This is a genomic window from Ignavibacteriales bacterium (assembly GCA_026390595.1).
GTDB lineage: Bacteria > Bacteroidota > Ignavibacteria > UBA10030 > UBA10030 > UBA9647.
The window spans coordinates 62,794-88,763 of record JAPLFQ010000023.1 but is presented as its reverse complement, the minus strand read 5'-3'; the positions used below and the strand labels follow the sequence as shown (position 1 = coordinate 88,763).

Here is a 25,970-nt window from a genome sequence, read left to right as displayed (position 1 = left end):
CTGAAATTTCAGGAGGATGTGAGTCATGAAGTCGACCCAGTCAAGTTCTACCGCTCATCTGGTTCTGGGTATCTTGCTGTCAACCCTGCTCATCCACGGGATTTCGAGAGCTCAGTATGCAGAGGATGTCCTTCGTTTCTCGACATTCAACATGGGTATCGGTGCCCGCGGCGCCGGCATGGGAAACACCTCCGTCGGTGTCGCCGATGATTTTTCTGCATTGTATACGAACCCTGCAGGACTTGCTTCCCTGCGTAGCTTTGAATTCTCGGCTGGACTTTCGAACGCGGGATACGCCAATGATGCGACATTCTTCGGATCAATGACGAATGTCAGCAATAGGGTGACAAATCTGAATAACCTTGGACTTGTGTACCCTGTCCCAACTTCGCGGGGCAGCCTCTCGTTTGGATTCGGGTTTGCCCGCGTTGCAAACTACGCCACTTCAGCTTCCTTCAAAGGATTCAACCCTGGCAGTTCGATCGTTGAATCTCTGACGCCCGACGTAAACCTCAATTCAATGTCGGCCTCCGATCGAAAGAGCCTTCTTGATAACAACATACCATTCCAGACATTTCTCTCTGATACCGTGCGGGGAAGGTTGTATCCGAACGTGACAGACAGCGTGCAGCAGGAAGGCAACGTGTTGGAAGGTGGCGGACTGAATAGCTGGTCTTTTGGCGGCGCACTTGAGATTGCTCGCGGTCTCACACTTGGTGTTGGGATCAATATTCTTTCCGGGTCATATACTTACGATCGTCTGTACACTGAGACTGATTCACGAAACATCTATCATTATGGCCCGCCTTTCGATTTGAGCCGATTCACATACGAGAGCACGATCAGAAGCGAGATAAGCGGCTACAATCTGCTGATTGGTCTCATGTATCGGAAGCAAGGGGCCTATAAAATCGGTGTCACGGTTCGAACCCCGACTTACTACGATATTTCAGAGGATTTCGCTGATATTGGCAGCAGCTGGTTTGACAATGGTGATTCGTATACATCCAAGAACCTTGGTTCGACAAAATACGCTGTCAAAACTCCCCTCGTCCTTTCAGGAGGAGTATCTGTCCAGGTGCGTGATTGGCTCTTGCTGGCGGGAGATGCAGAGTTTACCGACTGGACGCAGATGGAGTTTACAAACGACAATCCCGATTTGGTGTCAGAAAACCGGGCTATCCGGGATCTGTTCCGTTCGACGACAAATCTGAGGGGTGGAGCAGAATTCCTGTTTTTGAATAATGGTATTCGACTTCGTGGGGGAGTCGTATATAACCCGTCTCCCTATAAAGGCGATCCGAGCTCACGTGATCAGCTACACTATACGGCGGGAATCGGGGCAGCCGTCGATGAAAATGTATTCCTGAACGCGTCGCTGGCCATCGGCAAATGGAACACCTTGCGGGACAACTACTATCTCTCTGGAACCAGTACGCCTCCATCGCGAACGGCCGAAACGGTCAATACGAATACGCTGAACATTACCCTTTCGTACCGTTTCTAGTGATAATTGGAGGTGCAATCTCCGAGCCGAGCCCCGATGTGCCAGACACATCGGGGCTTGCCATTTGAGTGGACTCAAAGGGGCAACCATGAACTGCATATATCGCAAGCTCACCTTCGTCCTTTTTCTATGCTTGGGCATACCACCTCTATCGCACACACAATCAAGTGGAGCGCAAATACCCCACCGCATCATCAATGCACAAGAGATCAATACAGCGGGCTATGATCGCTTCAAACTTGTATTGCACTACCTGATGCCGGATCTTTTCCCGAACACGGAGCAGGGGTGGGTCAAGACGCTGAGGGAAATCTCTTTCTACATCGACGATAACCGTTCTGAGCAAGAAGACCTGGATGGTATCAATCCGCGCCGGGTGAAGAGAATCGAGATCTGGGAAAAGCGATGGGAGCCCGCACCGATGGCGTTCCCTGATCTGGCTTACTCCCGCTTTGTGGTTCGCATCGAAACGAATGGATCCTTGCCCGTCAACCGTTGACCTTGCACCTCTCCTGTGGGCCGATTACCGGCCGAATCGCCTCGCCAAAATGGACCGCATTCGGTTTCGAATTGTAATCCCCCTCAACTTTCTTTACATTAGTCCCGTTCTGTACAATGAACTGATGGGACTATTCCCCACCTAATCTCTCTTCGATCGTATGCATCTTCGTCTCAAGGTATTCCTTGGCGTGCTCGGAACGCTGACAGTCTTGACGCTTTCGCTCACGGTGTTCTTCTATTATCTGATCACGAAGTCGTACCCGGCAACCTCTGGGACCGAGAATGTTGTTGGAATCCAGGCGGAGGTCCAGGTGTATCGGGATGATTACGGCGTGCCTCATGTTTACGCGAATTCAGAACACGACGCGTACTATGCTGTTGGCTACATCCACGCGCAGGATCGGTTGTGGCAAATGGAACTCATCCGTCGGGCTGGTGAAGGGAGGCTAGCGGAAATTTTGGGCGAGCCAGCCCTGAAAATCGATAGAATGTTTCGGATGCTCGGTCTCTGGCGTCAAGCACAAAAGAACGCTCCCGATGTAGATGCAAAAACGCGTGTTGCACTTGAGGCGTATGCTGACGGTGTCTCTCATTATATTGCGTCACACAAAGGGAAGTACCCAATCGAGTTTGACCTGCTGAATTTCGAACCTGAACCATGGACCATCGCTCACTCTCTTCTTGTAAGTCGACTCATGGCGTGGGAACTGAACTACTCGCGCTGGGTCGATATTGTGCTCGGGCAGCTTGTGGAAAGGCTTGGTGCTACAAAAGCATCGGAAATCTTCCCTACGTGGCCGGAAGGCGCCCCGTTGATTGTTCCAGACGAACTGAGAGGAAGAAAGACAAGTGCGATGGCTGATCAGTTGCTTGATGCAGATCAGGCGTTCAGGCAACTCCTGGGAAACGCGGGAATGGAATCAGGGAGCAACGCATGGGTAGTTTCAGGAGCGAAATCGGTTACCGGAAAACCGATTCTGGCGAACGACCCGCATCTTCTGTTTTCCGCGCCGGGGCGCTGGTATGAGATTCATGTTGTCGGCCCCGATCTGGATGTGTCCGGTGCGTCGATCGCAGGCGTGCCGTTCGTCGTGATTGGACACAACCAGTCCATTGCCTGGGGAGTCACCAACGCGATGCTCGACGATGAAGATTTCTATGTTGAAGAAGTCGATTCCGTTCAGCATCCCACGAGGTATCGTTTCAACAACACTTGGAGACCTGTCGAACGAGAGGTGGACACAATTCTCGTGAAGAACAGTCCACCTGTGCTGTTGACGACCTATAGTACGCACCGAGGACCGATCGTCAACCGGATGGAGCCTGCGGCCCAGTATTCGCGTCAATTGCTGTCTATGCGTTGGGTTGGCCATGATAATTCGAATGAGGCCCAGGCGTTCTCCATGATCAACCGGGCACATTCCTGGAAGGAGTTCCTGGAGGGACTACGCCACTATGCCGTTCCGGCCCAGAATTTCGTGTACGCGGACGTCGATGGGAACATCGGATATCACACCGGCGGCCGGATTCCAGTACGCAAGACGAAGACGGCGACGCTGCCGTTTCCCGGGTGGACAGACGAGTATGATTGGAAAGGGTACGTTCCTTTCGAGCAGATGCCGCAATCATTCAATCCTCCCGAGGGCTTCATCGCCACGGCAAACAATAAGATCGTTTCGGATTCTTATCCCCACTACCTGTCGAATCTCTGGGAGCCCGATTGGCGCATCACGCGGATCTCTGAATTGCTGCGCAAACAAGAACGGTTTTCAGTGGAAGATATGCAGCGACTTCAGCAGGACGTGCTCTCGCCTCAGGCCCGTGAGCTCGTGCCGATTATTCTCAAAGCATACGATACTTCTCCGCCTCAGGGTACCGATGTTCGAACGACGCTGACCTATTTCCGGAATTGGAATTATGAGATGAGACCGAACGATGTCGCGACAACATTGTTTCAATCGTTTCTTGTTCAGATGGTCCGGAATACTTTTGAAGATGAAATGGGACCTCAACTTCTGGGGGTATATGATACTCTGGCGACGGTCCCGCTCGCTGCGATTACGAATCTGATGAAGAAGGGATCATCCGCATGGTTCGACGACATCAGGACGCCCCAGGCGGAGGCGATGGTTGATATCATCCGCCGAAGCGTCGAGGATGGAGTGCGGGACCTCAAGACGAAATTCGGCGGAGAGATCAAGGAAATGCGATGGGGCACTGCCCACCAGGTTGAGTTTCCTCACGTATTTGGCTCGCATGATCTTCTCCGGCGGATTTTCAACGTTGGGCCATTTCCGAGCGGTGGTTCCCATTCGACCGTGAACAAAGGGGACTTTCGCCTCTCGCAAACCTTCCAGCATTACGTTGGTCCTTCCACGCGCCAGATATTTGACCTCTCAAACCGGAACAACACACGTTCTGTCACACCCCCGGGACAGTCGGGCCAGGTTTTTCAACACCACTACGACGATCAAGTACAATTGTGGTTGAACGGAGGCTACAGGACACAACTCATGGATCGATCTGCAATTGAGAATGCTGGTTACGATCGCCTGCTTCTGCGGCCGGCACAATGACGATATCTGGAGAGCTCAAAGCCCGCATCCAATCGAGCCGGTCGGTCTGCGTGCTGACCGGGGCGGGAATATCTGCTGAGAGCGGGGTGCCGACATTTCGCGGAGAGGACGGGCTGTGGAAGAAATTCAAACCCGAGGAGTTGGCGAACTTTCAGGCGTTTATCCGGAATCCCGACCTTGTGTGGGAGTGGTACGCCTATCGCAAGAAACTGATCCATGAGGTCATTCCCAACGCAGGCCATAGTGCGCTCGTTGAGCTCGAACGTTCTGTTGACGACTTCACTCTCGTGACCCAGAACGTGGACAACCTCCATCGGCGGGCCGGCAACAAATCTGTGGTTGAGCTTCACGGCAACATCGAGCGCAGCTACTGCATCGAGTGCAGAACCTCCGTCTCTGAGCTGGACCTTGACGCAAAGAGCGGAGCACCGCATTGCTCGCATTGCGGCGGACTGATACGGCCCGACGTAGTCTGGTTTGGTGAAATGCTGCCGGTGGAGGCATACTCGATAGCCGAACAAGCTGCCCGCCGCTGTGACCTTTTTCTTTGTGTGGGAACATCTGCTGTGGTGTATCCGGCCGCCTCATTGCCTCACACGGCCCTGGATCATGGAGCATATGTTGTTCAGATCAACCGCGAACATACCGAACTCTCTGCCCGTGCCCAGGAGACACTTCTGGGGGCAGCGGGGGAAATTCTGCCTCAACTCGTCACATACTTCAGTCAACAACAAGGGAAAACACCATGATTCCATCGTCAGGGTTCAGTAAGACGAAAATCATCTGCACGATAGGTCCTGCATCGCAGAGTGTGGACACACTCGTAAAGCTTATTGAGGCGGGCATGGATGTCGCCCGATTGAACTTCTCGCACGGGACGCGTGAGCAGCACCGGGAGGTTATTGAGCACATCAAGGAGGCGAGCAGCAGGACAGGCGAGCATATTACGATTCTTCAGGACTTGAGCGGTCCGAAAATCCGGACGGGTCGGTTGAAGGAAAAGAGCGTGGAAATACATACGGGATCGACGTTCACCTTCACGACACGCGACATACTCGGTGATACTGACGTCGTCTCGACGACCTACCAACTGCTGCCCAGGGATATTCAGGCAGGAGATTCGATTCTAGTCGATGACGGGAAAATGAAATTCACTGTGGTGTCAAAAACCGATACGGATGTTCAGTGCACGGTCGTGAATGGAGGAGTTCTTTCGGACAAGAAGGGGATGAATCTTCCCGGAGTAAAGGTGAGCGTGCCGTCGTTTACGGAAAAGGACGTCGAAGATCTCAGATTCGGCCTAGCGAACGATATTGACTACGTTGCTCTTTCCTTCGTACGATCAGTGAAGGATATACAAAGTTTGCGGGAGTTTCTGGTGAAGGAAGCCCCGAAAGGTAAGCGAATCCCGATTGTGGCGAAAATCGAGAGAGGCGAAGCGGTGGAAGACATCAATTCGATCATCGCTGAGTCGGATGTCGTCATGGTTGCGCGGGGAGATCTCGGAGTTGAACTTCCTCCAGAAGATGTCCCCCTCATTCAGAAGATGGTAGTCCGCCTCTGTAACGAAGAGGGGGTGCCGGTGATTGTCGCCACGCAGATGCTGGAATCGATGATTGAGAGCCCTCGCCCAACCAGGGCGGAAGCAAACGATGTTGCGAACGCTGTGCTGGACGGGGCAGATGCAGTCATGCTGAGCGCCGAAACCTCTGTGGGAAAGTTTCCTGTTGAAGCGGTACAAACAATGGATCGTATCATCAGGAAGGCAGAAATCCGGTATCAGCCCCATCTTGATATTGCGAGGATGAGCGCGGCAGAAGAGTTCACGATGTTCGATGCAATAGGCAGGGCAGCATGTGTCATTGCCAACGAGATTGATGCGAAGGCTATTGTTGTCATCACGCACTCCGGATTCAGCGCGATCAACACGGCGAAGTACCGGCCCAAAGCGTCGATCCTCGCCATCACGGGCCGTGAGAAGATCCTGAGGCGGCTCAACCTCGTGTGGGGAGTTCGGGGAATCATAGTGCCCGATTTCGTTGTCGATACGGACACTGCCTTCAAGCGCATCAACGATGAGCTTCGGAAGCTGGAATATGTTAAATCCGGCGACTACGTGATCTACACGGCAGGGTTGCCTTTGCTTTCAAGGGGGACAACCAATACGATCAAGATTGAAAAAGTCGAATGAGGATTTCTTCCCCCCGTTGTTCTTGGATGTTCGACCACGTTGTCAAAGATAGAGATGGACGAGTATTTGCAGATCGGTTGAGTTTCTGTTTAGGATGGTGTCTTTCGTATATCGAAACAGCGGACGCACTTCCACGCCGCTCACCGGCATGATCTCAAATCCCCCTGAATACCTGACCGCAGTGCCGCTCTTGACATCCGTATTCGGATCGAAGAAATCATACATGAATTTCAACTCGACTCCCTGCAGCAGTTTGTAATCCGCTTCGATCAAAACCGCCAGTTGCTTGCGGTCCGTCCCTGGAGTGTTCCGTTGATTGAGGTCCGAGCTCAGGCTCATCGAAGAGGAGTTTCCCTGGATGCGTTCGACATCACCGAGGATGGTGAGCCTGTCCATGAAAGTCGCTGAGGCATAACCGCCGAGGAGGTTCAGTTTGTCGACACTCGAAACGTCGTTGTACGACGAAACGCCGGCCATGGCGTTCAGTGGTCCCAGCTCTCCGTGAGCTTCGAGTTTGCCGAACACAGCTTTCGAGAGAATTCCATCGAGGTCACCCCGCGTGCCGTTGGTGAGGGCACCCATCGCGACAACAGACCCGGTTCTGAATCCAAGCTCCAAGCCGGTCTGTTGTCCCATATTGTTCCGGAACGGCGTAGCCTGACGAATGAAGGATGTGTGATCGTCAAATCGAAGGCCGTACGGCGGCGCAAATCGGCCCAACTTCAGATAGCCGTTCGCCGGGAGAATTCTCGCAATTCCAAACGCTTCAAGGCGATTGTACGGACCGAACGCAGGATTGATGTAGAGGCTGATCTTCTTTGAGACCGCCAGATTGAAATAGAGATCCATTTGCATCGGGAAGAACGAGCTGAGCGACGCATCCGGATTTGTCCTGGATTGATAGAAGGCAAGGAACCGGAAATCAGCTCCGTACGACATGAACTCGCCGATCTTCGTTGAGAAGTCGTCGATGGCATACGCTTCGCGCGTACTCTTCAATGAGAGGCTATCGCTTCCAAAACTCTGGCCGAAAGCGTTCCGCATCCCGCCGCCTGATGGATTCACATGGCAGCTCTGACAGGGAAGATTCAGTTGTGTGGCAAACCTGGGAATAGCGAATGCCGTCATGGTAAACGCGAACGCGGTGACTACACAAACAGACAGGTATCTTCGCATTGGGATTCCGTCAGAATGGTGGAAAGAGTGAATTGGCTTCATCAAATTAGATAAAAGGTCCCAGACATTCAACGAGAGCGGAATGCCCGTAGTTCCGCTAGAATAGCTGTTTTATCTTGATTCTCCGCCATTCTCCCTCTACATTGATTTCCGTTCCTGCAGACAACCATTCGCATCGCCACCGTTCAACCTCAAGTCGCCCATGAACTTCCTTACTCATCTTGAATGCAGTGTGTGCGGGGACCGTCATTCTCCCCACGAAATCCAGACTGTCTGCCGCAGCTGCGGCAAGTCGCTCGTTGCCCGATACGATCTCCAGGCCGCCCGCACATCATTCCTCAGGGCTTCGCTCAGGGACAAAGAGCCCTCGATGTGGAAATATGCCCCGTTGCTTCCCATTGAGCGAGAACAGAACATGGTTTCACTTGGGGAGAGAATATCTCCGATCACCGTGATGCCGAAAATGGGCCAGAGCCTGGGCCTGCCCAAGCTTCTCATGAAAGATGAAGGTCAGCTTCCCACAGGGTCCTTCAAGGCCCGCGGACTGGCGATGGCTGTATCGAAGGCGAAGGAGCTCGGGATCAAGACCGTCTGCATCCCGTCGGCAGGCAATGCAGCGGGTGCTTTGGCGGCGTATGCTGCGCGTGCCGGAATGGAGTCTTACATCTTTCTCCCTGAGGACACCCCTGAAATCAATATAAAGGAATGCCTGGCGTGCGGGGCCCATGTGGAATTGGTCAAGGGGAACATCAGCGACGCAGCGAAAAGAATGATCGAGCTGAAAAAGGCCAATCCAGGTTGGTTTGACGTATCGACGCTCAAAGAACCCTACCGGCTTGAAGGGAAGAAGACCATGGGGTATGAGCTGGCCGAGCAGCTTGATTGGGATGTTCCCGATGTGGTGGTGTACCCGACAGGAGGTGGTACGGGGCTGATCGGCATGTGGAAAGCGTTCGATGAGATGGAGCAGCTTGGCTGGATCGGGAGCAAACGGCCCAAGATGATCTCGGTTCAAGCGAGCGGCTGCGCTCCCATTGTCAAGGCGTACAAGGAACGGAAGCCCGACTCACAGTTCTGGGAGAGCGCGGAGACAATCGCGTCCGGACTGCGGGTACCAAAAGCTTTTGCAGACTATCTTATTCTCGATGCAGTCTACAAGAGCAATGGCAGTGCCGTAGCTGTGAGCGATGAAGAGATTGTCGCAACGGTGTACGAGATAGCAAAGACCGAAGGGTTGTTCATCTGTCCGGAAGGGGCGGCAGCATTTGCTGCGCTGCGATATCTCTTACGTGAAGAGAAAATAGCTGAAACAGATCGAGTGCTCGTTTTCAACACGGCGGCAGGCATCAAGTATCCGGAAGTGATACAAAGGTAAGGTATCGGATCATCAGGTGATCCGTTTATCGGATGATCTGGGAGCCAGATCGACGATGCCGTTGCAGTGGAACGAAGGTCCTAGGCTGGAGGGAACGACATGCGAAAACCACTTTTCATTTCAATTGCTTGTCTGTTTGTTGTTGCGATTGGGTTGGGCCAGCAGCCGCCGACAAAGAATGCGTATGTGGAAAAAATTCTCAAGGAAATTTCCCGCAAGAATCTGAAAGCGACGGTTGACAAACTCGCCGGGTTCGGTACCAGGTTGACGATTTCGGACACCGTGAGTGATACGCGGGGAATCGGGGCGGCACGACGATGGATAATGTCAGAATTTGAGCGATCCGCGCAGGCGAGCAAAGGTCAGATGACGGTTGAGTTTTTCGAAACGACGTCCCCGCCCACGCAGCGTGTACCAACTCCGACAAAAGTCGTGAATGTGGTTGCCACCCTGAGACCCGCCCAACCCGGCCCCTCCGCCGAAAGAGTGATTGTGGTTGGGGGCCACTATGATTCGCGCGCGGCGAACGTTCTAGATGTCAAGAGCGATGCGCCGGGGGCGAACGACGATGGAACCGGAACCGCAGTGACAATGGAGCTCGCCCGTGTGATTAGCAAGTATTCCTTCGATGCGACGATTGTGTTTATCGCGTTTGCAGGGGAAGAGCAGGGATTGCTTGGGGCAGCTGCCTGGGCTGACATGGCCAAGAAACAGAAGCTTAATGTCGAAGCGGTATTCAACATTGACATGGTGGGGAGTACGGTCGCCGGCGACGGGACTCGGGAGACCCGTTATGTGCGGCTGTTCTCCGAGGCGTTCACTCCTCTTGATACAGGCGCGGCGTTCCGGCAGCTAGTATCGCAAGGCCTGGAAAACGACGGCGGCTCCCGCACCCTTGCCCGATACATCAAAGAGATTGGTGAAAGGTACAATCCGAAATTCGGTGTGGACCTGGTTTATCGGCTCGATCGTTTCCTCCGGGGAGGGGATCACCGGCCCTTCCACGAGCGCGGATTTCGGGCGGTACGGTTCAGCGAAGTGAAAGAAAATTATGATCACCAGCACCAGGACGTGAGGATTGAAAACGGAAAGGAACTCGGGGACCTCCCCAAATTTGTCGATTACGAGTATTGTGCCAATGCTGCGCGCATCAATGCTGCGGCGATAGCAACGCTTGCACGGGCACCGCAGCCGGTTCAGAAAGCCACGATACTTACCGCTCAACTGGGCTATGACACCGTCCTGCGGTGGTCCAGGAACCCGGAATCGGACCTTGCCGGATATCTTGTGCGGTACAGGCAAAGTCACGCACCAGTGTGGGAAAAAAGTGTATTCACCCGTGATACGACCATCACACTCAAGGTATCCAAGGACGAGTATCTTTTCGGGGTACAGGCAGTCGATAAGGAAGGAAATGCCGGCCTGGTATCTATTCCGAGGTCTACAGCACGTTGAAGAAGTTCACCGAAATCACACCACAACGAATCTTCTCATAGAAGGAGGGGAGTACATGAAACGCCGGATCATTGCACTTATCGTATTCGTGTCAATTCTGTCGGGCTTCACAGTTGCCCAGACGAAGGAGACGCCGAAGGAAGAAGGGACACAACGGGAGAAATTCGACCCAAAGCGGGACTCAGAGAAGGATCTTCAGGACGCGATCGTTCTGGCTGCGAAGACACACCAGCGCATACTGCTCGATGTCGGAGGCGAATGGTGCATCTGGTGCCGCAAGCTCGACAAGTTCTTTCAGGACAACAAGGACGTATCGGAATTTCTTCACACGAATTATATCGTTGTGAAGATCAATTGGAGCCCAGAAAACAAGAACGAGAAGTTCCTTTCCAAATCTCCGCAGGTGAAGGGGTACCCCCATATTTTCGTTTTGGAAAGCACGGGGAAACTTCTGCACTCACAAGATACCGGTGCACTCGAGAGCGGTGATCATCACGATCACGACAAGGTGTTTGATTTCCTGAAGAAGTGGGCTCCGAAGAAGGATTCGTAACATCTGCAGGAAACAGGAGAGCTTCAGGTGCGTGAAAAGTGAGATGAGCGGCCGTACTGGAACTTGAGCAGCTCTTCGACAGTACTGAGGTTTTCCTTCTTCTGAAGGTACGAGAGGAATTTCACAAGAACCAGCGCTGTTGCATACGCATCCCCGGACGCGCGGTGGCGTTCGGGGATTGTTATGTCCAGGTGTTCCGCCACAGGGCCGAGTGACTTGCTGGTCAGGTGAGGGAGTATGCGGCCCGAGAGTTTGACCGTGCAGAGCCGCTGATTGTCGAGTTCGATGCCGCGTTCGCGCCTCGCAGTGTGCGACACGAATCCCCAGTCGAACGCAGCGTTGTGGGCAACGAAGACCGCGTCGCCGAGGAATTCTGCGATGAAGGGGACGACCTCGCGCGCCGGCGGCGCATCAAGCACCATGACATTGTCGATGCCCGTCATCGACGTGATAAACGCCGGAATTGTCACCAGCGGATTGACGAGTGTCGAGAACTCATCGACCAGAACGCCGTCCTGGACTTTCATCATCGCGATTTCCGTGATGCGGTCGTCGGTCGCGCTCATGCCGGTCGTTTCAACGTCAACGACGACAAATGTTGCCTTGCTGATGAGCTGCGGCCTCTTCACCGTGCGGTCCGTCCTCAATGATTCCGCTTCCCCTGAATGAATTCCTCTGCAATCCGAACGTCTTCCTCGCTCCCGAGAATCAGCGGAGTTCGTTCGTGGAGCGACTGTGGCTGAATATCCAGAATCCGCTGCATTCCGTCCGTGGCGCGTCCGCCAGCCTGCTCGATCAGGAACGCCATGGGATTCCCTTCATACATAAGCCGGAGCTTTCCTTTGGGATTTTTCGAATCGGCCGGATACATGAAAATGCCGCCATACAACAGCGTACGCTGGATGTCTCCTACCAGCGAACCGACATAGCGGGCGGAATACGGCCGGTCGGTCGCTTTGTCCTCAGCCTGAAGATAGCGGACATAGTTCTTCATTCCGTCAGACCAGCGATGAAAATTACCTTCATTCACACTATAGATTCTGCCCTTTTTTGGAATGCGGATGTTCTCGTGTGAGAGCAAGAACTCTCCTATGCTTGGATCCAGCGTGAATCCGTGCACGCCGTCGCCGGTGGTGTACACGATCATTGTTGCCGAACCGTACATCACATACCCTGCGCTGACCTGCTTATATCCGGGCTGGAGACAATCATACATTGAGCCCGGTCCGGAGGGGCTGACCCTTCTGAAGAGGGAAAAAATCGTGCCGATGGTGACGTTCGCGTCGATATTCGATGAACCGTCAAGCGGGTCGAAGATAAGAACATACTTTCCAGTCGGATAATGTTCAGGGATATCCAGAACATCCTCGTGTTCTTCCGACGCCATCACGCACAGGTGGCCGCCGTGATCCATTGCCTTGTAAATCGCCTCGTTCGCATAGATATCCAGTTTCTTGACTTCATCTCCATGGATATTCTCGCGTCCGAGTGAGCCGAGAATATCGACGAGCCCCGCCTTGCTGACTTCACGGGAGATGATCTTGATGGCGAGTGTCAGGTCACGAAGGAGTCCCGAGAAACTCCCGCTTGCGCCCGGGTGTGCCCGCTCACCTTCGATGATGTGACGTTCAAGGGTAATAATCTTATTTTGGGACATGGCAGTGGAGGCCTGAGATTGGATGGGGTTGCTGATGGTTTGCGACGAGGCTGCGAGTCTTGAAGAACAGAGCCGGAGTATGCACTGAGGGAATTCCTTCTACAGCATCGCCGCACACTCTTGACTCGCGGCTATGATTTGATTTCTTGGTCCTTGTACTGTAACCGATAGAGTTTTCGATAGATCCCATCGTGCGCGAGGAGTTCCTGATGAGTCCCCATTTCACGGATCTCGCCTTTGTGCATGACGATGATCTTGTCCGCACTCTGGATTGTCGAGAGGCGATGAGCAATGACGATCGATGTCCGGCCTTTCAACAGTTTTTTGATAGCCGCCTGAATGAGCAATTCTGTTTCCGTATCGACGCTCGACGTCGCTTCATCGAGCACAAGAATCCGCGGATTGAACGCCAGTGCTCTTGCGAACGACAGGAGCTGTTTCTGACCCACGGAAAGAGTCGATCCGCGTTCCTTCACTTCGGCGTCGTATTGCCGGGGCAGTTGTTCGATGAAGCGGTGAGCCCCAACGATGTGCGCCGCTTCTTTCACGCGGTCGAGAGGAATAGACGGATCGCCGAGGTTGATATTTCCCTTGATATCCCCCGAGAAGAGAAAAACGTCCTGGAGCACGACCGCAATGTGCTTTCTCAGCTCTTCCGGCCGAACCATATCGATGTTGATGCCGTCGACAAGAATCTCGCCCTTTTGGTGTTCATAGAAGCGGCTCAGCAGACTGATGATGGAGGTTTTGCCCGCGCCGGTATGCCCCACAAGAGCGACTGTTTGTCCGGGTTGCACGTGAAAGGAAACGTTCTTCAGCACCCACTCGGGCGAGTTTGCTCCGTCCGACGGCGTGTGATAGGCGAACCAGATATTGCGAAATTCGATCTCACCGCTCACTGACGGCAGCGGCGTGGTCACCTGGGGAGAATTCGCGATGGACTTGTCATCGAGGAGCTGGAAAATACGCTCAGACGAAGCCATTGCGGTTTGCAGAATGTTGTATTTTTCCGAGAGATCGCGAATCGGCCGCCAGAACATCTCGTTGAACTGCAGAAAGGCCATCACGGTTCCCAGCGTCACAGCTCCGCCAAGGACGTTGCCGCCGGCGTACCAGATGATCAGGCCTATTGAAATTGCGCCAATGAGATCGACGCCCGGATAGAACACCGCGTAGTAGAATATGGATTTGATGTTGGCATCCCGGTGGGCGGCGTTGATGGCGGAAAACTTGTCAAATGACTTCTTCTCCCGATTGAAAATCTGATCGACCATCATGCCCGTGATGTGTTCCTGCATGAACGTGTTGATGCGGGCGATCTGGGTGCGAACCTCACGATACGCTTCGCGTGCCTTCTTGCGGAAGAGGAACGTACCGTAGAACAGGAGCGGGAGGACGCTCAGCGATACGAGAGAGAGTTCCCAATTCATCGTAAACATGAAGTAGAAAATGCCGATGATGGTGAAGATGTCGCTGAACACCATGACGATACCCGACGAAAACATCTCGTTCAGCACTTCAACGTCGTTCGTCACCCGTGTAATCATGCGGCCAATCGGGTTCTTGTCGTAGAACTTTGGAGCGAGGTTCTGAAGATGCGTGAAAATCTCCATCCGGAGGTCATAAATGGTCTGTTGGCCGATCCACTGTGTCAAATAGGCGTTCGCATACTGGACAAAACCGCGAACGATGAGGACGGCAAAGAAGAGAATCGAAGTAATCAGCAGGCCATGAGCGTCTTTTTGAGCGATGTTCGAATCCACGGCCACTTTTGTGAAGTATGGCCGGATAGCCTCCATGGCACTCGTGAGAATGCTCAGCGCGATTCCGAGAATCACATGCCAGCGGTACGGCCGCAGATACTTCAGCAGCCGCCGCATCAAGCGGGCGTCGTACGCTTTACCGAGAACTTCTTCTTCGTGCATAAGTCAATTCAATATTGAAAATGCAAAATCAAAAGATAAAATGGGAAAGGCAAAATGAAACTGGAGGGAAGCGAAATGTCTCTTCATGTCTTCCTCTTGCCGCGTGCAGAACTCACAATCGCTCCAAGAATCCGCGTAATCTCATCGGCTTCTTGGATAGCGTCGATGAATGACCTCCTTTCCAGTAATCTGGAGGCGTCTAACAATCTGAGCCAATACAGGGCTTCACGTGCTTCGCGCCACGCCCGTTCGAGTAATGCGCTATTACAGTTCTTCGAGCTCTCGTTCAAGCAGCTGCTTCTCGTTCAGGTCGGCATAGATGCCGCCATGAGCCACCAGCTCGTGATGGCTGCCCCGCTCGACAATCTGACCCTTGTCCAGCACGACGATCAGGTCCGCTTCTTTGACCGTGGAAATCCTGTGACTGATGATAATGCTCGTTCGTCCCTTCATGAAGGCACGCAGCCGCCGGAGAATCTCCTCTTCCGTGTAGGTATCGACAGCTGAGAGACAGTCATCGAGGATCAGTATCCGCGGTTGACGCATGAGAGCCCGGGCGATGCTGGTTCGCTGTTTCTGCCCGCCCGAGAGAGTGATGCCCCGCTCACCGATCATTGTTTCAAATTGCTTTGGAAACTCCAGGACGTCTTTTGCGATCTGGGAGATTTCTGCAGCTTCCCGAACGTGGCCGGCAGTTCCGTTATCGGTCCCGTATTGGATGTTCTCCGCCAGAGAGTCCGAGAAGAGGAATGTCTCCTGTGGAACATACCCTATGTGTGTGCGCAGGACAGAGAGGGGAATATTCCTGATGTCTTCGCCGTCAATCAGAAGCTTGCCCCCAGTGATGTCGTAGAGGCGCGGGACGAGGTTGACGAGTGTGGTTTTCCCGGATCCGGTGTACCCCACGACGGCAACTGTCATGCCGCGTTCGATTTTGAGATCGATGTTGAGTAACGTTGGCCTCTCAGCCCCCTTGTGCGTGAAGTTCACTCCGCGAAACTCGATCTCGCCTCCGATATCCTGGATCGTCGCAAGCGTCCCATCCGTGTCTTTGATTTCCGGCGTAGTGTCCAGGATCTTACACAGACGCTCCATCGACGCTGCCCCTTGCTGAAGCAAATTAATGACCCATCCGAAGGCGATCACGGGCCAGATCAGCATGATCAGGTAAGCGAGGAAGGCGGACAGTGCTCCGATTGTGAGCTCTCCGCTGATCACCTTCAGTCCACCAGCGTACAGGGTGATGATGATTGAGCAACCGACAATTCCGAACATCAGCGGCCACATCAGAGACTGGATGCGGGCCAGAACGAGGTTCTTCTGGAGATAGTCCCGGCTCAGCCTACTGAAAAGGCCGATCTCGTATTTCTCGCGGACATAGGACTTGATCACCCTGATGCCGGAGAGATTCTCCTGAGCCCGGGTCGTCAGCAGCGAAAACTGCGCCTGGCGTTCGAGCGATTTCTTGTGAATGCTCTTCCCCAGCAGATAGACAAAAAGTGACGCAAAGGGTAACGGAATCAAGGCGAGTAATGTGAGCTGCCAGTCCTTGACAAGCATCAAACCGAGGACCATGGTAAATGTCAGAAGCGTATCGGTCGGATACATGATGCCGGGGCCGACGACATTGCGCACTGCGCTGATGTCGTTGGTGGCGTGCGCCATGAGGTCGCCGGTTGGCGTGTTTTGGAAATACGAATACGACAAGCTCTGCAGATGCGAGAGGAGATTGTTCCGGAGGTCGAATTCGATGTGGCGCGACACGACGATGATTGTCTGGCGGGTCAGGAACGTAAAGAAGCCGGCGACAAGCGAGAACGAGACAATGATGACTGCCCAGCGCAGAAGATCTCCTGCCACCACCGCATGAGTATCGATGCCGGTCTTGAGCGCATCAATTGCCTTACCGAGGAACATCGGCTGCACAACGGTGAACAGGTTGCTCGCGATCACCGTCACCACACCCCAGAGGAGCGTGCGCTTGTAGCGAACCAAGTACGGTTTGAGACGCAGTAATGGCTTCATGAACAAGTCAAAATGAAAAGGGGGAGAATGAAAAATCGAAAACCAGACACAAAAACCCTGAGACTGATAACAGAAAAGAAAGAACTTCGCCTAGCCGATGGTTTCGAACCCTGTATAGCGATGCAAAACCTTCGGGACGATGATCTTCCCCTCGGGGGTCTGGTAGTGCTCAATCAGGGCAGCCACGACTCTTGGCAACGCGAGGCCTGAACCGTTCAGAGTATGAACAAATTCCGGCTTCGATCCGTTCGCCGGACGGAACCGCAAGTTCATCCTTCTGGCCTGAAAAGCCTCAAAATTGCTGCACGATGAGACCTCCAGCCATTTGTTCTGGCCGGGTGCCCAGACTTCAAGGTCATACTTCTTCGTTTGGGTGAATCCCATATCACCGGTGCACATTAACAGCGTCCGGTAGGGGAGGCCCAGGAGCTGAAGGAGGCGTTCGGCGTCCAAACGGAGTGATTCCAATTCATCGTACGACGTTGAAGGGAGAACGAATTTCACAAGTTCCACCTTGTCAAACTGATGAAGACGGTTGAGCCCGCGGACATCCTTGCCGTACGAGCCGGCCTCACGGCGGAAGCACGGCGTGTAGGCCGCGTAACGAATGGGAAGATCCTTTTCCGTCAGAAGTTCATCACGGTGAAAATTCGTGACCGGCACTTCCGCTGTCGGGACCATATAGAATTGATCGCGTTCGACAATATACATCAGGTCTTCTTTGTCGGGAATCTGTCCGGTTCCCCGTGCGCTGGCCTCGTTGACGACGATCGGTGGAAAGATCTCTTTGTACCCGCGCTCCAATGCCTGATCGAGGAAGAAGTTGATGAGAGCACGCTCGAGGGTAGCGCCTTTGCCTACGTAGAACGGAAATCCGGCACCCGTGACTTTTGAGCCGCGTGCAAAGTCGATAATGCCTAATCGATCCGTGATGTCCCAATGAGGTTTGAGCTCGAAGTCCACGGTTGGCACTTCGCCCCAGTGAAAGATGTCCTTGTTGTCGGCGGGTGTCTTGCCGATGGGAACGGAAGGGTGCGGAACGTTCGGCACGGTCAGCAAGAGCTCGTTCAGCTTTCCTTCGGTTTCCCTGAGCTCGGCGTCGAGGGCCTGGATGCGGTTTTTGACAGTCTCCATTTCCGCAATTGCGGGAGCGGCATCGCCCGCCTCCTTTTTCAGTTTCCCGATCTGCGCCGAGACGTCATTGCGGCGCGCTTTCAGGGAATCGTTTTCCTGGATCATCTTCCGACGGTGTTCGTCGAGTGCTATGATTTCCTGGAGGTTGATCGTGGCGCCTTTGGCTTCGGCCCCCTTGAGTACGGTCTCCAGATTTTCGCGGATAAATTTCAGGTCGAGCATAGTCGAAAAACCATGTCCTTTCTATCGATCGGTTCTGAGTTCGAATTCCACAATGAGCGGCAGATGGTCGGACGCTGACGATTGCAGCACGCGAGCCGACACTGCGCGAAGACGCGATGCCGCAGATGCGCTGTCAGGTTGTGAACTGTTGAGCATGAAGATATAGTCGATTCGTTTCCCGGGCATTTCCGACGGAAACGGGAACCCCGCGCCGCGGGCAACTTGATCCCAACTGTCTCTGAAGTCCTTCTTCAGCTCTGCTATGACACGACTGCCAGGGACGTCATTGAAATCTCCGCACAGAATAACAGGTCGGGAAGAATAGCCCCGCAGAGCCCGCGTGAGTTCAGCCGCGCTTGTGGATCGTGCGGAATCGTCCGCGCGGCTTTCCAGGTGAGTATTGGCGACAACGATTTCTTCTCCACGAACATCGAGGACCACCTGGAGCAACCCGCGCTGTTCACCTGGATGAATCATCTTGTATAGAAGATTCCGTTCCTCCAGGATTGGAAAACGCGTCAGAAACGCATTCCCGTAATCTCCGCCCTGGTACGAGATGGTTTTGCCGAAGGCATAGGTCATGTCTGTCAGGTCTGCCAACCTGGTGATAATATCGATTTTTCCGGATCGTTCAACGCCTCTGTCGACTTCCTGCAAGGCAACCACATCGGGTTTCTCGCTCAGAATGATCTTCGCAATCCGGTCGACGTCAACCTTCCGGTCGAGCCCTTCGCCGTGATGGATGTTCCAGGTCATGATCCGGAGAGCCGAACCTGACCCGGAATATCTGCTCGAAGAGCAGCCTGCTGACAGCAGAAGGCCGGAGGCAGCAGCGAACAGCAGGGCTAGGCGGATAGTTTGGCGGAAGTTCACGAGTGCGATGCCCGAGCTCATCAATTGCGTCCAGCCCCCTGAAGCTCGCGTTTCAAAAAGGTAAGGCCCTGCGTGATATCCATTGGTTTAAGCCCCAATTCCGTCTGGGCTTTCAACGTAACAAATCCCGTCACGGGAGGACGCGGAGCAACCTGGTTGAGGTCCGCCGACTTCACTTTCTGGACATGGCCGGGATCGAGACCAAAAAGCTCCGCCGTCCGGACAGCGAACTGATATCGGCTAATGCGCTCGCTGCCGCAGATGTGATAGATCCCTTCGCGGTTCAGTTCGAATCCTTTGACAGCAGCGAATGCTATGTCATTCACGTGCGTGGGATTGCTGATCTGGTCCTCGGAGCAGCGAATGGTCTTGCCCGCCCGGAGGTTCTTGATCACCCAGATCGGGAAGTTGTCCCGGGTGCCGATACCACTGCCATAGAGGACGATGGTCCGGAAAATCGCGTGAGGAATCTCAGCAATCCGCACAGCGTTTTCGCTTGCAAGCTTGGTCTTTCCGTAGTAGCTGATGGGGTTCGGCCTATCGTCCTCGCCGTACGGTCCGTGCGTTCCGTCAAACACGTAATCGGTTGAGATGTGGATGAGGCGCGCCCCGACTTTGCGCGTGGCTTCGATCAGGTTCTCCACTCCCACCACGTTGATTTTCCAGGCTTCCTCGCGGTGCAGCTCGCACCAATCGACGTCGGCCGCAGCGGCCGCATTAATGATGGTTGTCGGGTTGAAGCTCGACACAAGGCTCTTGACATCCCCTTTTTTCGTGATGTCGAGCTGCGTGTAGTCAAACAGTCGATCGTCATAGACAAAGGAGCGCTTCCGTGAGGTGTTCAGTACCTCATAGTCGGTCTGGGAGCTCAGCATCAAAGCAAGTCGCTGCCCCAGCAGACCATTGGATCCGCAGATCAAAATCCGTTTCATCGAAGACTCTCTTCAAGCGCTGTCGCAGCGTCGGTCTTTTCATCCCTGTACTTGATGATGACGGGCGTGTAGATCGCAAGATGGTGTTGACGGGCAAAATCGCCATCGATATGACGGCTTCCCTGGATGACGACAGCCCCTTCGGGGATTACAAGCGGCCGCGTAGCGGTGCGACGATGGATCGTTCCCTTCACCAGGTCGTAAACCGGAGTCGAGCCGGTGAGGATGACGCCGGCTCCGATGACCGCGCGTCGCTTCACGATCGTCCCTTCGTAAATGCCGCAATTGCCCCCGACCATGACATCGTCTTCGATGATGACCGGCATCGCGCCGACGGGTTCCAGCACACCCCCGACCTGCGTCGCCGCGCTCAGGTGGACGCGTTTGCCTACCTGGGCACACGAACCGACGAGCGCGTGTGAATCGACCATCGTTCCTTCGTCGACGTAGGCGCCGACATTGATGTACGCCGGCGGCATGATCACCACGCCTGAAGCGACGAATGACCCGTCGCGGACCGATGTTCCACCCGGGACGACCCGTACACCATGCTCAAGGGAAAGGCCTTTCAGTGGGAACGTGCTCTTGTCGAAGTAGCGGAACTGTGGAGTCGCAGAATAGTCGTGCATCTCCCCAAGCCGGAACCCGAGGAGAATTCCCTTCTTGACCCAGCTGTTGAGGACCCATCCATCGATATTCCCTTCCTCGCCGGACCTGCCCGCCGCGCGGATTTCTCCCTGGTTCAGAAAGAACTTCAACTCGTTGAATGCCTTGAGCGCTGCGTCGCGGTCAAGCGAATCGATATTCTGTGAAAAGAAACCTTCGATCTGGTCTTTGAGTGCCATTGCAGAATGTCCGTATTCGTTGGCGTGATAACATTCGACCGCCTAGATGAGGGAAAGACCCTTCAACACAACTTTGAGCTTTTCGCGATTGCTTTCACTGATCGGTACAAGCGGCAACCGGTACACTTCTTCGATCATCCCCATCATCGCAACAGCCGCCTTGACTGGAATCGGGTTCGCTTCGATGAAGTTGATGTTCATCAAGGGAAGAAGCTTGTTGTGCAGTGCCAGTGCCTTTTCCCATTGTCCTTTGAGACAGCATCGCACCAAATCGGAAAACTCCTTTGGTGTCTCGTTTGCGACAACCGAAATACATCCGTCTCCGCCGAGACACATCATCGGAAGCGTGAGGGCGTCGTCGCCGGACAAGAGCGAAAAGCCTGAAGGCTTGTTCCGCGCAATTTCCATGATCTGAGCCATGTTCCCGGAGGCTTCTTTCACGGCCATTATTGCGGGGATTTCCGAAGCCATTCTCAATACCGTAGAGGCCTCGATGTTGCCACCGGTGCGGCCGGGGACATTGTAGACGATGATCGGGATGTCCACTGCCTCTGCAATGGCCCTGTAGTGCTGGAAATAGCCCTCCTGTGAGGGTTTGTTGTAGTAGGGGCCAACTATCAGGGCTGCATCTGCGCCGGCCTTCTTTGCGTGTTTTGACTGTTCGATTGCCTCATCGGTGCTGTTGCTTCCGCTGCCCGCGAAGATCTTTGCCCGTCCGTTTGCCTGCTCGATAACGATATCGAATACCCGGTAATGTTCCTTGTAGGTCAAGGTTGGACTTTCCCCCGTGGTGCCGACGGGGATCAGGGCCTCAACGCCATTCTTGATTTGGAAGTCGACGAGTCGCCGAAGCGACTTCTCGTCGAGCGATCCGTCCTTCTTGAATGGAGTGACGAGCGCGGTGCCGGTGCCCTGAAATTGTTTTCGTTTTGCCATGGAGTCGATTCCTATCGTTGCTGTTTGAAAAGGTCTTCGAGCACATCCTCAAATGTAAACATCCCCTTCTTGTCTTTGACCCACTCGGCAGCGACGACTGCCCCCAGCGCGAAGCCGGTCCTGTTCTTTGCCGTATGAATGATCGCGATGCTGTCAGCCAATGAATCGAACGTCACCGTATGCGTTCCGACCACGGCGCCGCAGCGTGCGGATGTCACGTGGAGTTGCTCCGGACGTATCTTCCCCTGTGGAGAACCGGAGAGGACCTCCTTCTTTCTCCTGATCTTGCCCAGGAGAACGTCGGCGATGCTGAGCGCTGTACCGCTCGGGGTATCCAATTTGTCTTTATGATGGACTTCGTGAACGGAAGCGTCGTATTCTTCAAAGCGGTCAAACAACGAGCCCGCCTCCCTGAGGAGCCGGTATACAATGTTGACCCCGATGGAGAAATTTGATGCGTGCACCAGCCCGATGCCTGCAGCCTCCACCATCGACCGAACCGATGGCGCATCCTTCATCCATCCGGTTGTACCGACGACGACCGGCTTTCGAAGGTTCGCCAATTCTTCAATGTGTTTCAGGACTGTCGAGGGAATCGCGAAATGGACTGCAACATCGGCCCTCCGGACATCATCGGTCGAGAGCGAAGCGGAGTCGAGGTCGATGCGCGCGCAGATCTCGTTGCCGCGCTCGAGAGCGGCGCGTTCGACTTCCTTGCCCATTTTTCCATAGCCGATAAGGGCGAGACGCAACGCGTGATTGGGTTGACTCATGCATCCACCTGTTCAAAAAGATCGAGTTCAGGGACAGGTTCGAAAAACTCCTTGTGCAGCTGCTGCACTGCCTGTGTCACACAGTCTTCGTCGACCACGAGGCTCATGTTGATTTCGGACGCTCCCTGGGAAATCATGATGACGTTGATGTCGTTCAGTGCCCGGAACACCCTGTCGACGACACCGACGGTCGAGCGCATTTGTTCACCGACGACGCACACGATCGCTTTGTTGTCGTACACGCTGACCTCGGCAAACTGCTGCAACTCCCGTTCGATGATCTCCAAGCTTGTCGTGTTGTCGATCGTCAGTGACACAGCGACCTCGGAGGTGCTGACGAGGTCCACCGGCGTTTTGTGTTTCTGGAAGACCGAGAAAATTGAGGAAAGAAAACCGTATGCCATCAACATCCGGGATGATTGAATATTGATGACGGTGATCCCTTTCTTTGACGCGATTGATTTTACCGCCGCATTTGATTTCGGCGGATGGCCGACTATTCTGGTCCCGGTGGATTGAGGCCGTTTCGAATTCAGCACAATCACGGGGATATTCTTCTCCACCGCCGGCAGGATCGTGCTCGGGTGCAGTACCTTTGCCCCGAAATACGCCAGCTCGGAGGCCTCTCGGAAAGAGATGACCCTTAACTTCTTCGCAGAAGGAACTATCCGCGGGTCGGCGGTCAGGACACCATCGACGTCGGTCCAGATCTGAATCTCTTCGGCTCCCAGAGCGGCCCCGATAATTGCCGCGGAGTAATCCGAGCCGCCACGCCCAAGCGTGGTGGTAATTCCCTTTGCCGTCGATGCGACAAATCCCTGGGTGATTACGATTTTCCCTGCCTGCAGGGACGGGAGAATGTGATCTCGTGTTTTCTGATTGATGAGATCAAAATCCGGCGCTGCCGCGCCAAACTGATCGTTCGTGATCATAAAGCTGCGGGCGTCGACCAGATCAACATCATACCCTCGTGCCGTCATTGCTCGCGCCAGTATCAGTGTAGAAAGCTGTTCCCCCACGGAAGCAATGGCATCGAGCGACCGGTTCGTCAATTCCCCCAGGATTGCAATCCCCTGGCAAAGGGTTTTGAGCTCCTCGAACCGCTTCCTGATTGTCAGAATGAGCTGTTGAATCTCCGATCGGTTCTCGATGAGGTTTTCCAACAACGTCACATGGCGTTCCAGCAACGCGTTGAGCTCCGCATGGGCGCTCTCGAGATTCCCTTCGAGGGCAATGTTCGCGGACTTGAGGAGCGTGTTGGTAGCTCCGGCAATTGCCGAGAGAACCACCACAGGGCGCCGGTTCTGCTCCTTCGTAACAATCTGAATCACATTTTCCATGGCACGTGCGTCTTCGACTGACGTGCCACCGAATTTCATAATGATCATACGGTGGTCCTGATTGATTCCTACGGAGACGAGGGGGTCGGTGATTGCTGTCTCAGCGCTTCGAGGCCGTCGGGCCCCCGGAATGTTGATTTGAAGGAGGCGGCTCTGTTGCCGGCCCCGGCGGCCTTCACGAGATCCTTCGACTTCAGGTACTCGGCAAAGAAGGCGGCGCCAAAAACATCTCCGCAGCCAACGGTATCGACAACGGCTGGCATTGCGATACCAGGGATTTCGTGGCGGAACAGCTTCTTGTGCTCCTGCTGGATAAGTGTTGCCCCGTGTTCGGCACGCGTAATCACGAGCCCGTTCACCATCAGCGGCATCAGTTGATTGATGAGCGTGGTTTCATCGTATCGTTCCGCCGTGAGTCCTGCCGCCTCTTCTTCGCTGACCTGAATGGAGTGAAGCATGAAGCACCATCGCCGCCAATCGCTCAACGGGCGCCGGAATCGCTTGAAGTCTTCGTCGACCCCCAGGGTGAGCGAATGGAAGTCAAAATGGAGCGGGATACCATCGTCGCGCACATCCATGCGGATGGCATCGAGTGTCTCCAGCACGATATCGAATCCTGAGGCCATATTGACGAGAACGCCATCAACATCCAGCAATGACTTGATGCGCTGGAAGGGGATCGGCGAGGCAATGTGCTTTGAGCATTCGACTCTTCCGGAGGATGCATTGCCGAAGAAGTGAACCTCGTTCACTTGTTCCTTCGTCTTGAAGATTCCCCGCGTATCGACGTTCCCCAACCTCGCACACCGTTCCACGATCGCGTCGTACTCGGCTTCGTGAATTCCGAACGCCGGAATGATTTTGTCATCCGGCGAAAGCGATGCCGAAAGGGCGGCGATCGAATAGAAAATGCCGCCGTAGGCTTCGATAACCTGTTCGCTGCCGACAGAGTCGCTCACATGAAAAAAGTCACGGGCAAGGTGGCCGATGACCGTTACTTTCAAATCTTTCGCCACTGGGATATCCTTCGGTTGATCACATACGTCTTGTTGGTCCGAGGTCCGTCAGTTCTTTTTCGTTCAATCGCCAGAGCCGCTGGCACGGGAAGCTGTTTTCATAGAGCGCTCTGCCGACAATCACCGAGTCGACACCGAATTTCTCAAGTTCCTGCAGTCGAATCAGTTCCTGATACCCGTTGATACCCCCCTGGGCGGTAATGCGAAGGCCGGATCTTTGCGCGAGTTCTTTCATCGAGGCGGGGTTGCTGACTTTCGTTACCCCATCTGCGCTCATCTCAGAGTAGACAATGCGGGACACTCCCAGCTTCTTCATCTGCAGTATGAACGAGAGGGGAGTGACGTTGTGCACGGTGGCGCCGCCATCGGTCCTGATCTTTCCTTCGAAAGCCTCGACGGATATTGCTATTTTGCGTGCCCCGAAATCCTGAATCAGTTTCTCCACCAACCCCTGATCGTGGACAGCGATCGTCCCGATGACTATTCTATAGATGCCTTTCTCCAGCAACGATTTGATATCGTCGTAGCTGCGGAGGCCGCCTCCGACCTGAACAGGGATATCGACTGCCTTGACGATTCTTTCAATGATATCCCAGTTGTGAACTCTTCCCGTTTTGACGCCATCGACATCTGAGATATGCAGCGTCTTTGCGTTTTCCCCTCGCCAGAGTACCGCCATCTTCACCGGGTCGATCGAATACAGATTCTCCGATCCCGGTTCACCGTGGACGAGCTGGACACATTCTCCACTTCGGATTTCAATGGAGGGGAATATCAGAAGCATATCATTGCTTTCTCTGGTACAGGTTGCTGTGAGCCCCGCAGGGAAGACGAGGTTACGCTCAGAGCCGGCGCCCGCCACCCAATGTTGCAGCGGAGGAGGGTGGGGAGGGAGCCAAAGCACTCAAGGGTCAATTTCTATTGGATTGACCTAATTTTTCCAAAAATGGCGAAAATT

22 protein-coding genes are annotated in these 25,970 nt (G+C 54.1%); 8 read left to right on the top strand and 14 right to left on the bottom strand.

Translation table 11 applies throughout. The features are described from left to right. Positions 1 to 25 precede the first annotated feature (25 nt). From NTU47_12615 to pyk, 5 genes are all read left to right on the top strand, one after another. The gene (locus NTU47_12615) at positions 26 to 1,507 is read left to right on the top strand and encodes a hypothetical protein (GenBank protein ID MCX6134649.1); all 1,482 of its coding nucleotides are present in this window, start codon (positions 26 to 28) and stop codon (positions 1,505 to 1,507) included. A gap of 88 nt (positions 1,508 to 1,595) precedes the next feature. After that, positions 1,596 to 2,006, top strand: a complete 411-nt coding sequence (locus tag NTU47_12610) for a hypothetical protein (GenBank protein MCX6134648.1) — start codon at positions 1,596 to 1,598, stop codon at positions 2,004 to 2,006. Between the two features lie 160 nt (positions 2,007 to 2,166). Next, positions 2,167 to 4,584, top strand: a complete 2,418-nt coding sequence (locus NTU47_12605; GenBank protein MCX6134647.1) for a penicillin acylase family protein — start codon at positions 2,167 to 2,169, stop codon at positions 4,582 to 4,584. Further along, entirely contained in the window at positions 4,581 to 5,333 is a 753-nt protein-coding gene (locus NTU47_12600) for an NAD-dependent deacylase (GenBank protein MCX6134646.1), read from the top strand. The genes NTU47_12605 and NTU47_12600 overlap by 4 nt, the downstream gene beginning before the upstream one ends. Further along, positions 5,330 to 6,775 carry a pyruvate kinase gene (pyk, locus tag NTU47_12595; protein ID MCX6134645.1) on the top strand — a complete coding sequence of 482 codons (1,446 nt, stop codon included), beginning with the start codon at positions 5,330 to 5,332 and terminating at the stop codon, positions 6,773 to 6,775. Before NTU47_12600 ends, pyk begins: the two co-directional genes overlap by 4 nt. A gap of 42 nt (positions 6,776 to 6,817) precedes the next feature. Here the strand turns inward: pyk and NTU47_12590 are convergent, their stop codons facing one another. Then, complete coding sequence (locus NTU47_12590; protein MCX6134644.1) at positions 6,818 to 7,951, bottom strand: hypothetical protein; 1,134 nt, start codon at positions 7,949 to 7,951, stop codon at positions 6,818 to 6,820. A 202-nt stretch (positions 7,952 to 8,153) separates the two neighbouring features. On the opposite strand from NTU47_12590, the gene NTU47_12585 reads away from it, so the two are divergent. The 3 genes from NTU47_12585 to NTU47_12575 all read left to right on the top strand — a co-directional run bounded on the left by NTU47_12585 (position 8,154) and on the right by NTU47_12575 (position 11,334). Further along, positions 8,154 to 9,326: a threonine synthase gene (locus NTU47_12585; protein MCX6134643.1), complete on the top strand. Its 1,173-nt coding sequence runs from the start codon at positions 8,154 to 8,156 to the stop codon at positions 9,324 to 9,326. Positions 9,327 to 9,425: 99 nt separating this feature from the next. After that, entirely contained in the window at positions 9,426 to 10,781 is a 1,356-nt protein-coding gene (locus NTU47_12580) for a M20/M25/M40 family metallo-hydrolase (protein ID MCX6134642.1), read from the top strand. 55 nt (positions 10,782 to 10,836) lie between these two features. Then, positions 10,837 to 11,334 (top strand): thioredoxin family protein, encoded by a 498-nt coding sequence (locus tag NTU47_12575; GenBank protein MCX6134641.1) that lies wholly within the window; start codon positions 10,837 to 10,839, stop codon positions 11,332 to 11,334. 23 nt (positions 11,335 to 11,357) lie between these two features. On the opposite strand, the gene NTU47_12570 is transcribed toward NTU47_12575, so the two are convergent. The 13 genes from NTU47_12570 to NTU47_12510 form a co-directional block, all read right to left on the bottom strand. Continuing rightward, positions 11,358 to 11,963: an exonuclease domain-containing protein gene (locus NTU47_12570; GenBank protein MCX6134640.1), complete on the bottom strand. Its 606-nt coding sequence runs from the start codon at positions 11,961 to 11,963 to the stop codon at positions 11,358 to 11,360. Positions 11,964 to 11,977: 14 nt separating this feature from the next. Beyond that, entirely contained in the window at positions 11,978 to 12,991 is a 1,014-nt protein-coding gene (gene fbp, locus NTU47_12565; protein MCX6134639.1) for a class 1 fructose-bisphosphatase, read from the bottom strand. A 131-nt stretch (positions 12,992 to 13,122) separates the two neighbouring features. Next, on the bottom strand, positions 13,123 to 14,916 hold the full coding sequence (locus NTU47_12560) for an ABC transporter ATP-binding protein (GenBank protein ID MCX6134638.1): 1,794 nt from the start codon (positions 14,914 to 14,916) through the stop codon (positions 13,123 to 13,125). 264 nt (positions 14,917 to 15,180) lie between these two features. Further along, on the bottom strand, positions 15,181 to 16,941 hold the full coding sequence (locus tag NTU47_12555) for an ABC transporter ATP-binding protein (protein MCX6134637.1): 1,761 nt from the start codon (positions 16,939 to 16,941) through the stop codon (positions 15,181 to 15,183). Positions 16,942 to 17,031: 90 nt separating this feature from the next. Then, positions 17,032 to 18,297 (bottom strand): serine--tRNA ligase, encoded by a 1,266-nt coding sequence (serS, locus tag NTU47_12550; GenBank protein ID MCX6134636.1) that lies wholly within the window; start codon positions 18,295 to 18,297, stop codon positions 17,032 to 17,034. Between the two features lie 21 nt (positions 18,298 to 18,318). Next, a complete protein-coding gene (locus NTU47_12545; protein MCX6134635.1) occupies positions 18,319 to 19,191 on the bottom strand; it encodes an endonuclease/exonuclease/phosphatase family protein in 873 nt (290 codons plus the stop codon). Beyond that, a complete protein-coding gene (gene rfbD, locus NTU47_12540; protein ID MCX6134634.1) occupies positions 19,191 to 20,102 on the bottom strand; it encodes a dTDP-4-dehydrorhamnose reductase in 912 nt (303 codons plus the stop codon). The genes NTU47_12545 and rfbD overlap by 1 nt, the downstream gene beginning before the upstream one ends. After that, positions 20,099 to 20,947 (bottom strand): 2,3,4,5-tetrahydropyridine-2,6-dicarboxylate N-succinyltransferase, encoded by an 849-nt coding sequence (locus NTU47_12535; protein MCX6134633.1) that lies wholly within the window; start codon positions 20,945 to 20,947, stop codon positions 20,099 to 20,101. The genes rfbD and NTU47_12535 overlap by 4 nt, the downstream gene beginning before the upstream one ends. A 42-nt stretch (positions 20,948 to 20,989) precedes the next feature. Continuing rightward, on the bottom strand, positions 20,990 to 21,883 hold the full coding sequence (dapA, locus tag NTU47_12530; GenBank protein MCX6134632.1) for a 4-hydroxy-tetrahydrodipicolinate synthase: 894 nt from the start codon (positions 21,881 to 21,883) through the stop codon (positions 20,990 to 20,992). Positions 21,884 to 21,894: 11 nt separating this feature from the next. Continuing rightward, positions 21,895 to 22,656 (bottom strand): 4-hydroxy-tetrahydrodipicolinate reductase, encoded by a 762-nt coding sequence (dapB, locus tag NTU47_12525; GenBank protein ID MCX6134631.1) that lies wholly within the window; start codon positions 22,654 to 22,656, stop codon positions 21,895 to 21,897. Continuing rightward, positions 22,653 to 24,044 (bottom strand): lysine-sensitive aspartokinase 3, encoded by a 1,392-nt coding sequence (gene lysC, locus NTU47_12520; GenBank protein ID MCX6134630.1) that lies wholly within the window; start codon positions 24,042 to 24,044, stop codon positions 22,653 to 22,655. The genes dapB and lysC overlap by 4 nt, the downstream gene beginning before the upstream one ends. Positions 24,045 to 24,064: 20 nt before the next feature. Next, positions 24,065 to 25,012 carry a carbohydrate kinase family protein gene (locus NTU47_12515; protein ID MCX6134629.1) on the bottom strand — a complete coding sequence of 316 codons (948 nt, stop codon included), beginning with the start codon at positions 25,010 to 25,012 and terminating at the stop codon, positions 24,065 to 24,067. A 19-nt stretch (positions 25,013 to 25,031) separates the two neighbouring features. Beyond that, the gene (locus tag NTU47_12510) at positions 25,032 to 25,796 is read right to left on the bottom strand and encodes a 1-(5-phosphoribosyl)-5-[(5-phosphoribosylamino)methylideneamino] imidazole-4-carboxamide isomerase (protein ID MCX6134628.1); all 765 of its coding nucleotides are present in this window, start codon (positions 25,794 to 25,796) and stop codon (positions 25,032 to 25,034) included. Positions 25,797 to 25,970 lie beyond the last annotated feature (174 nt).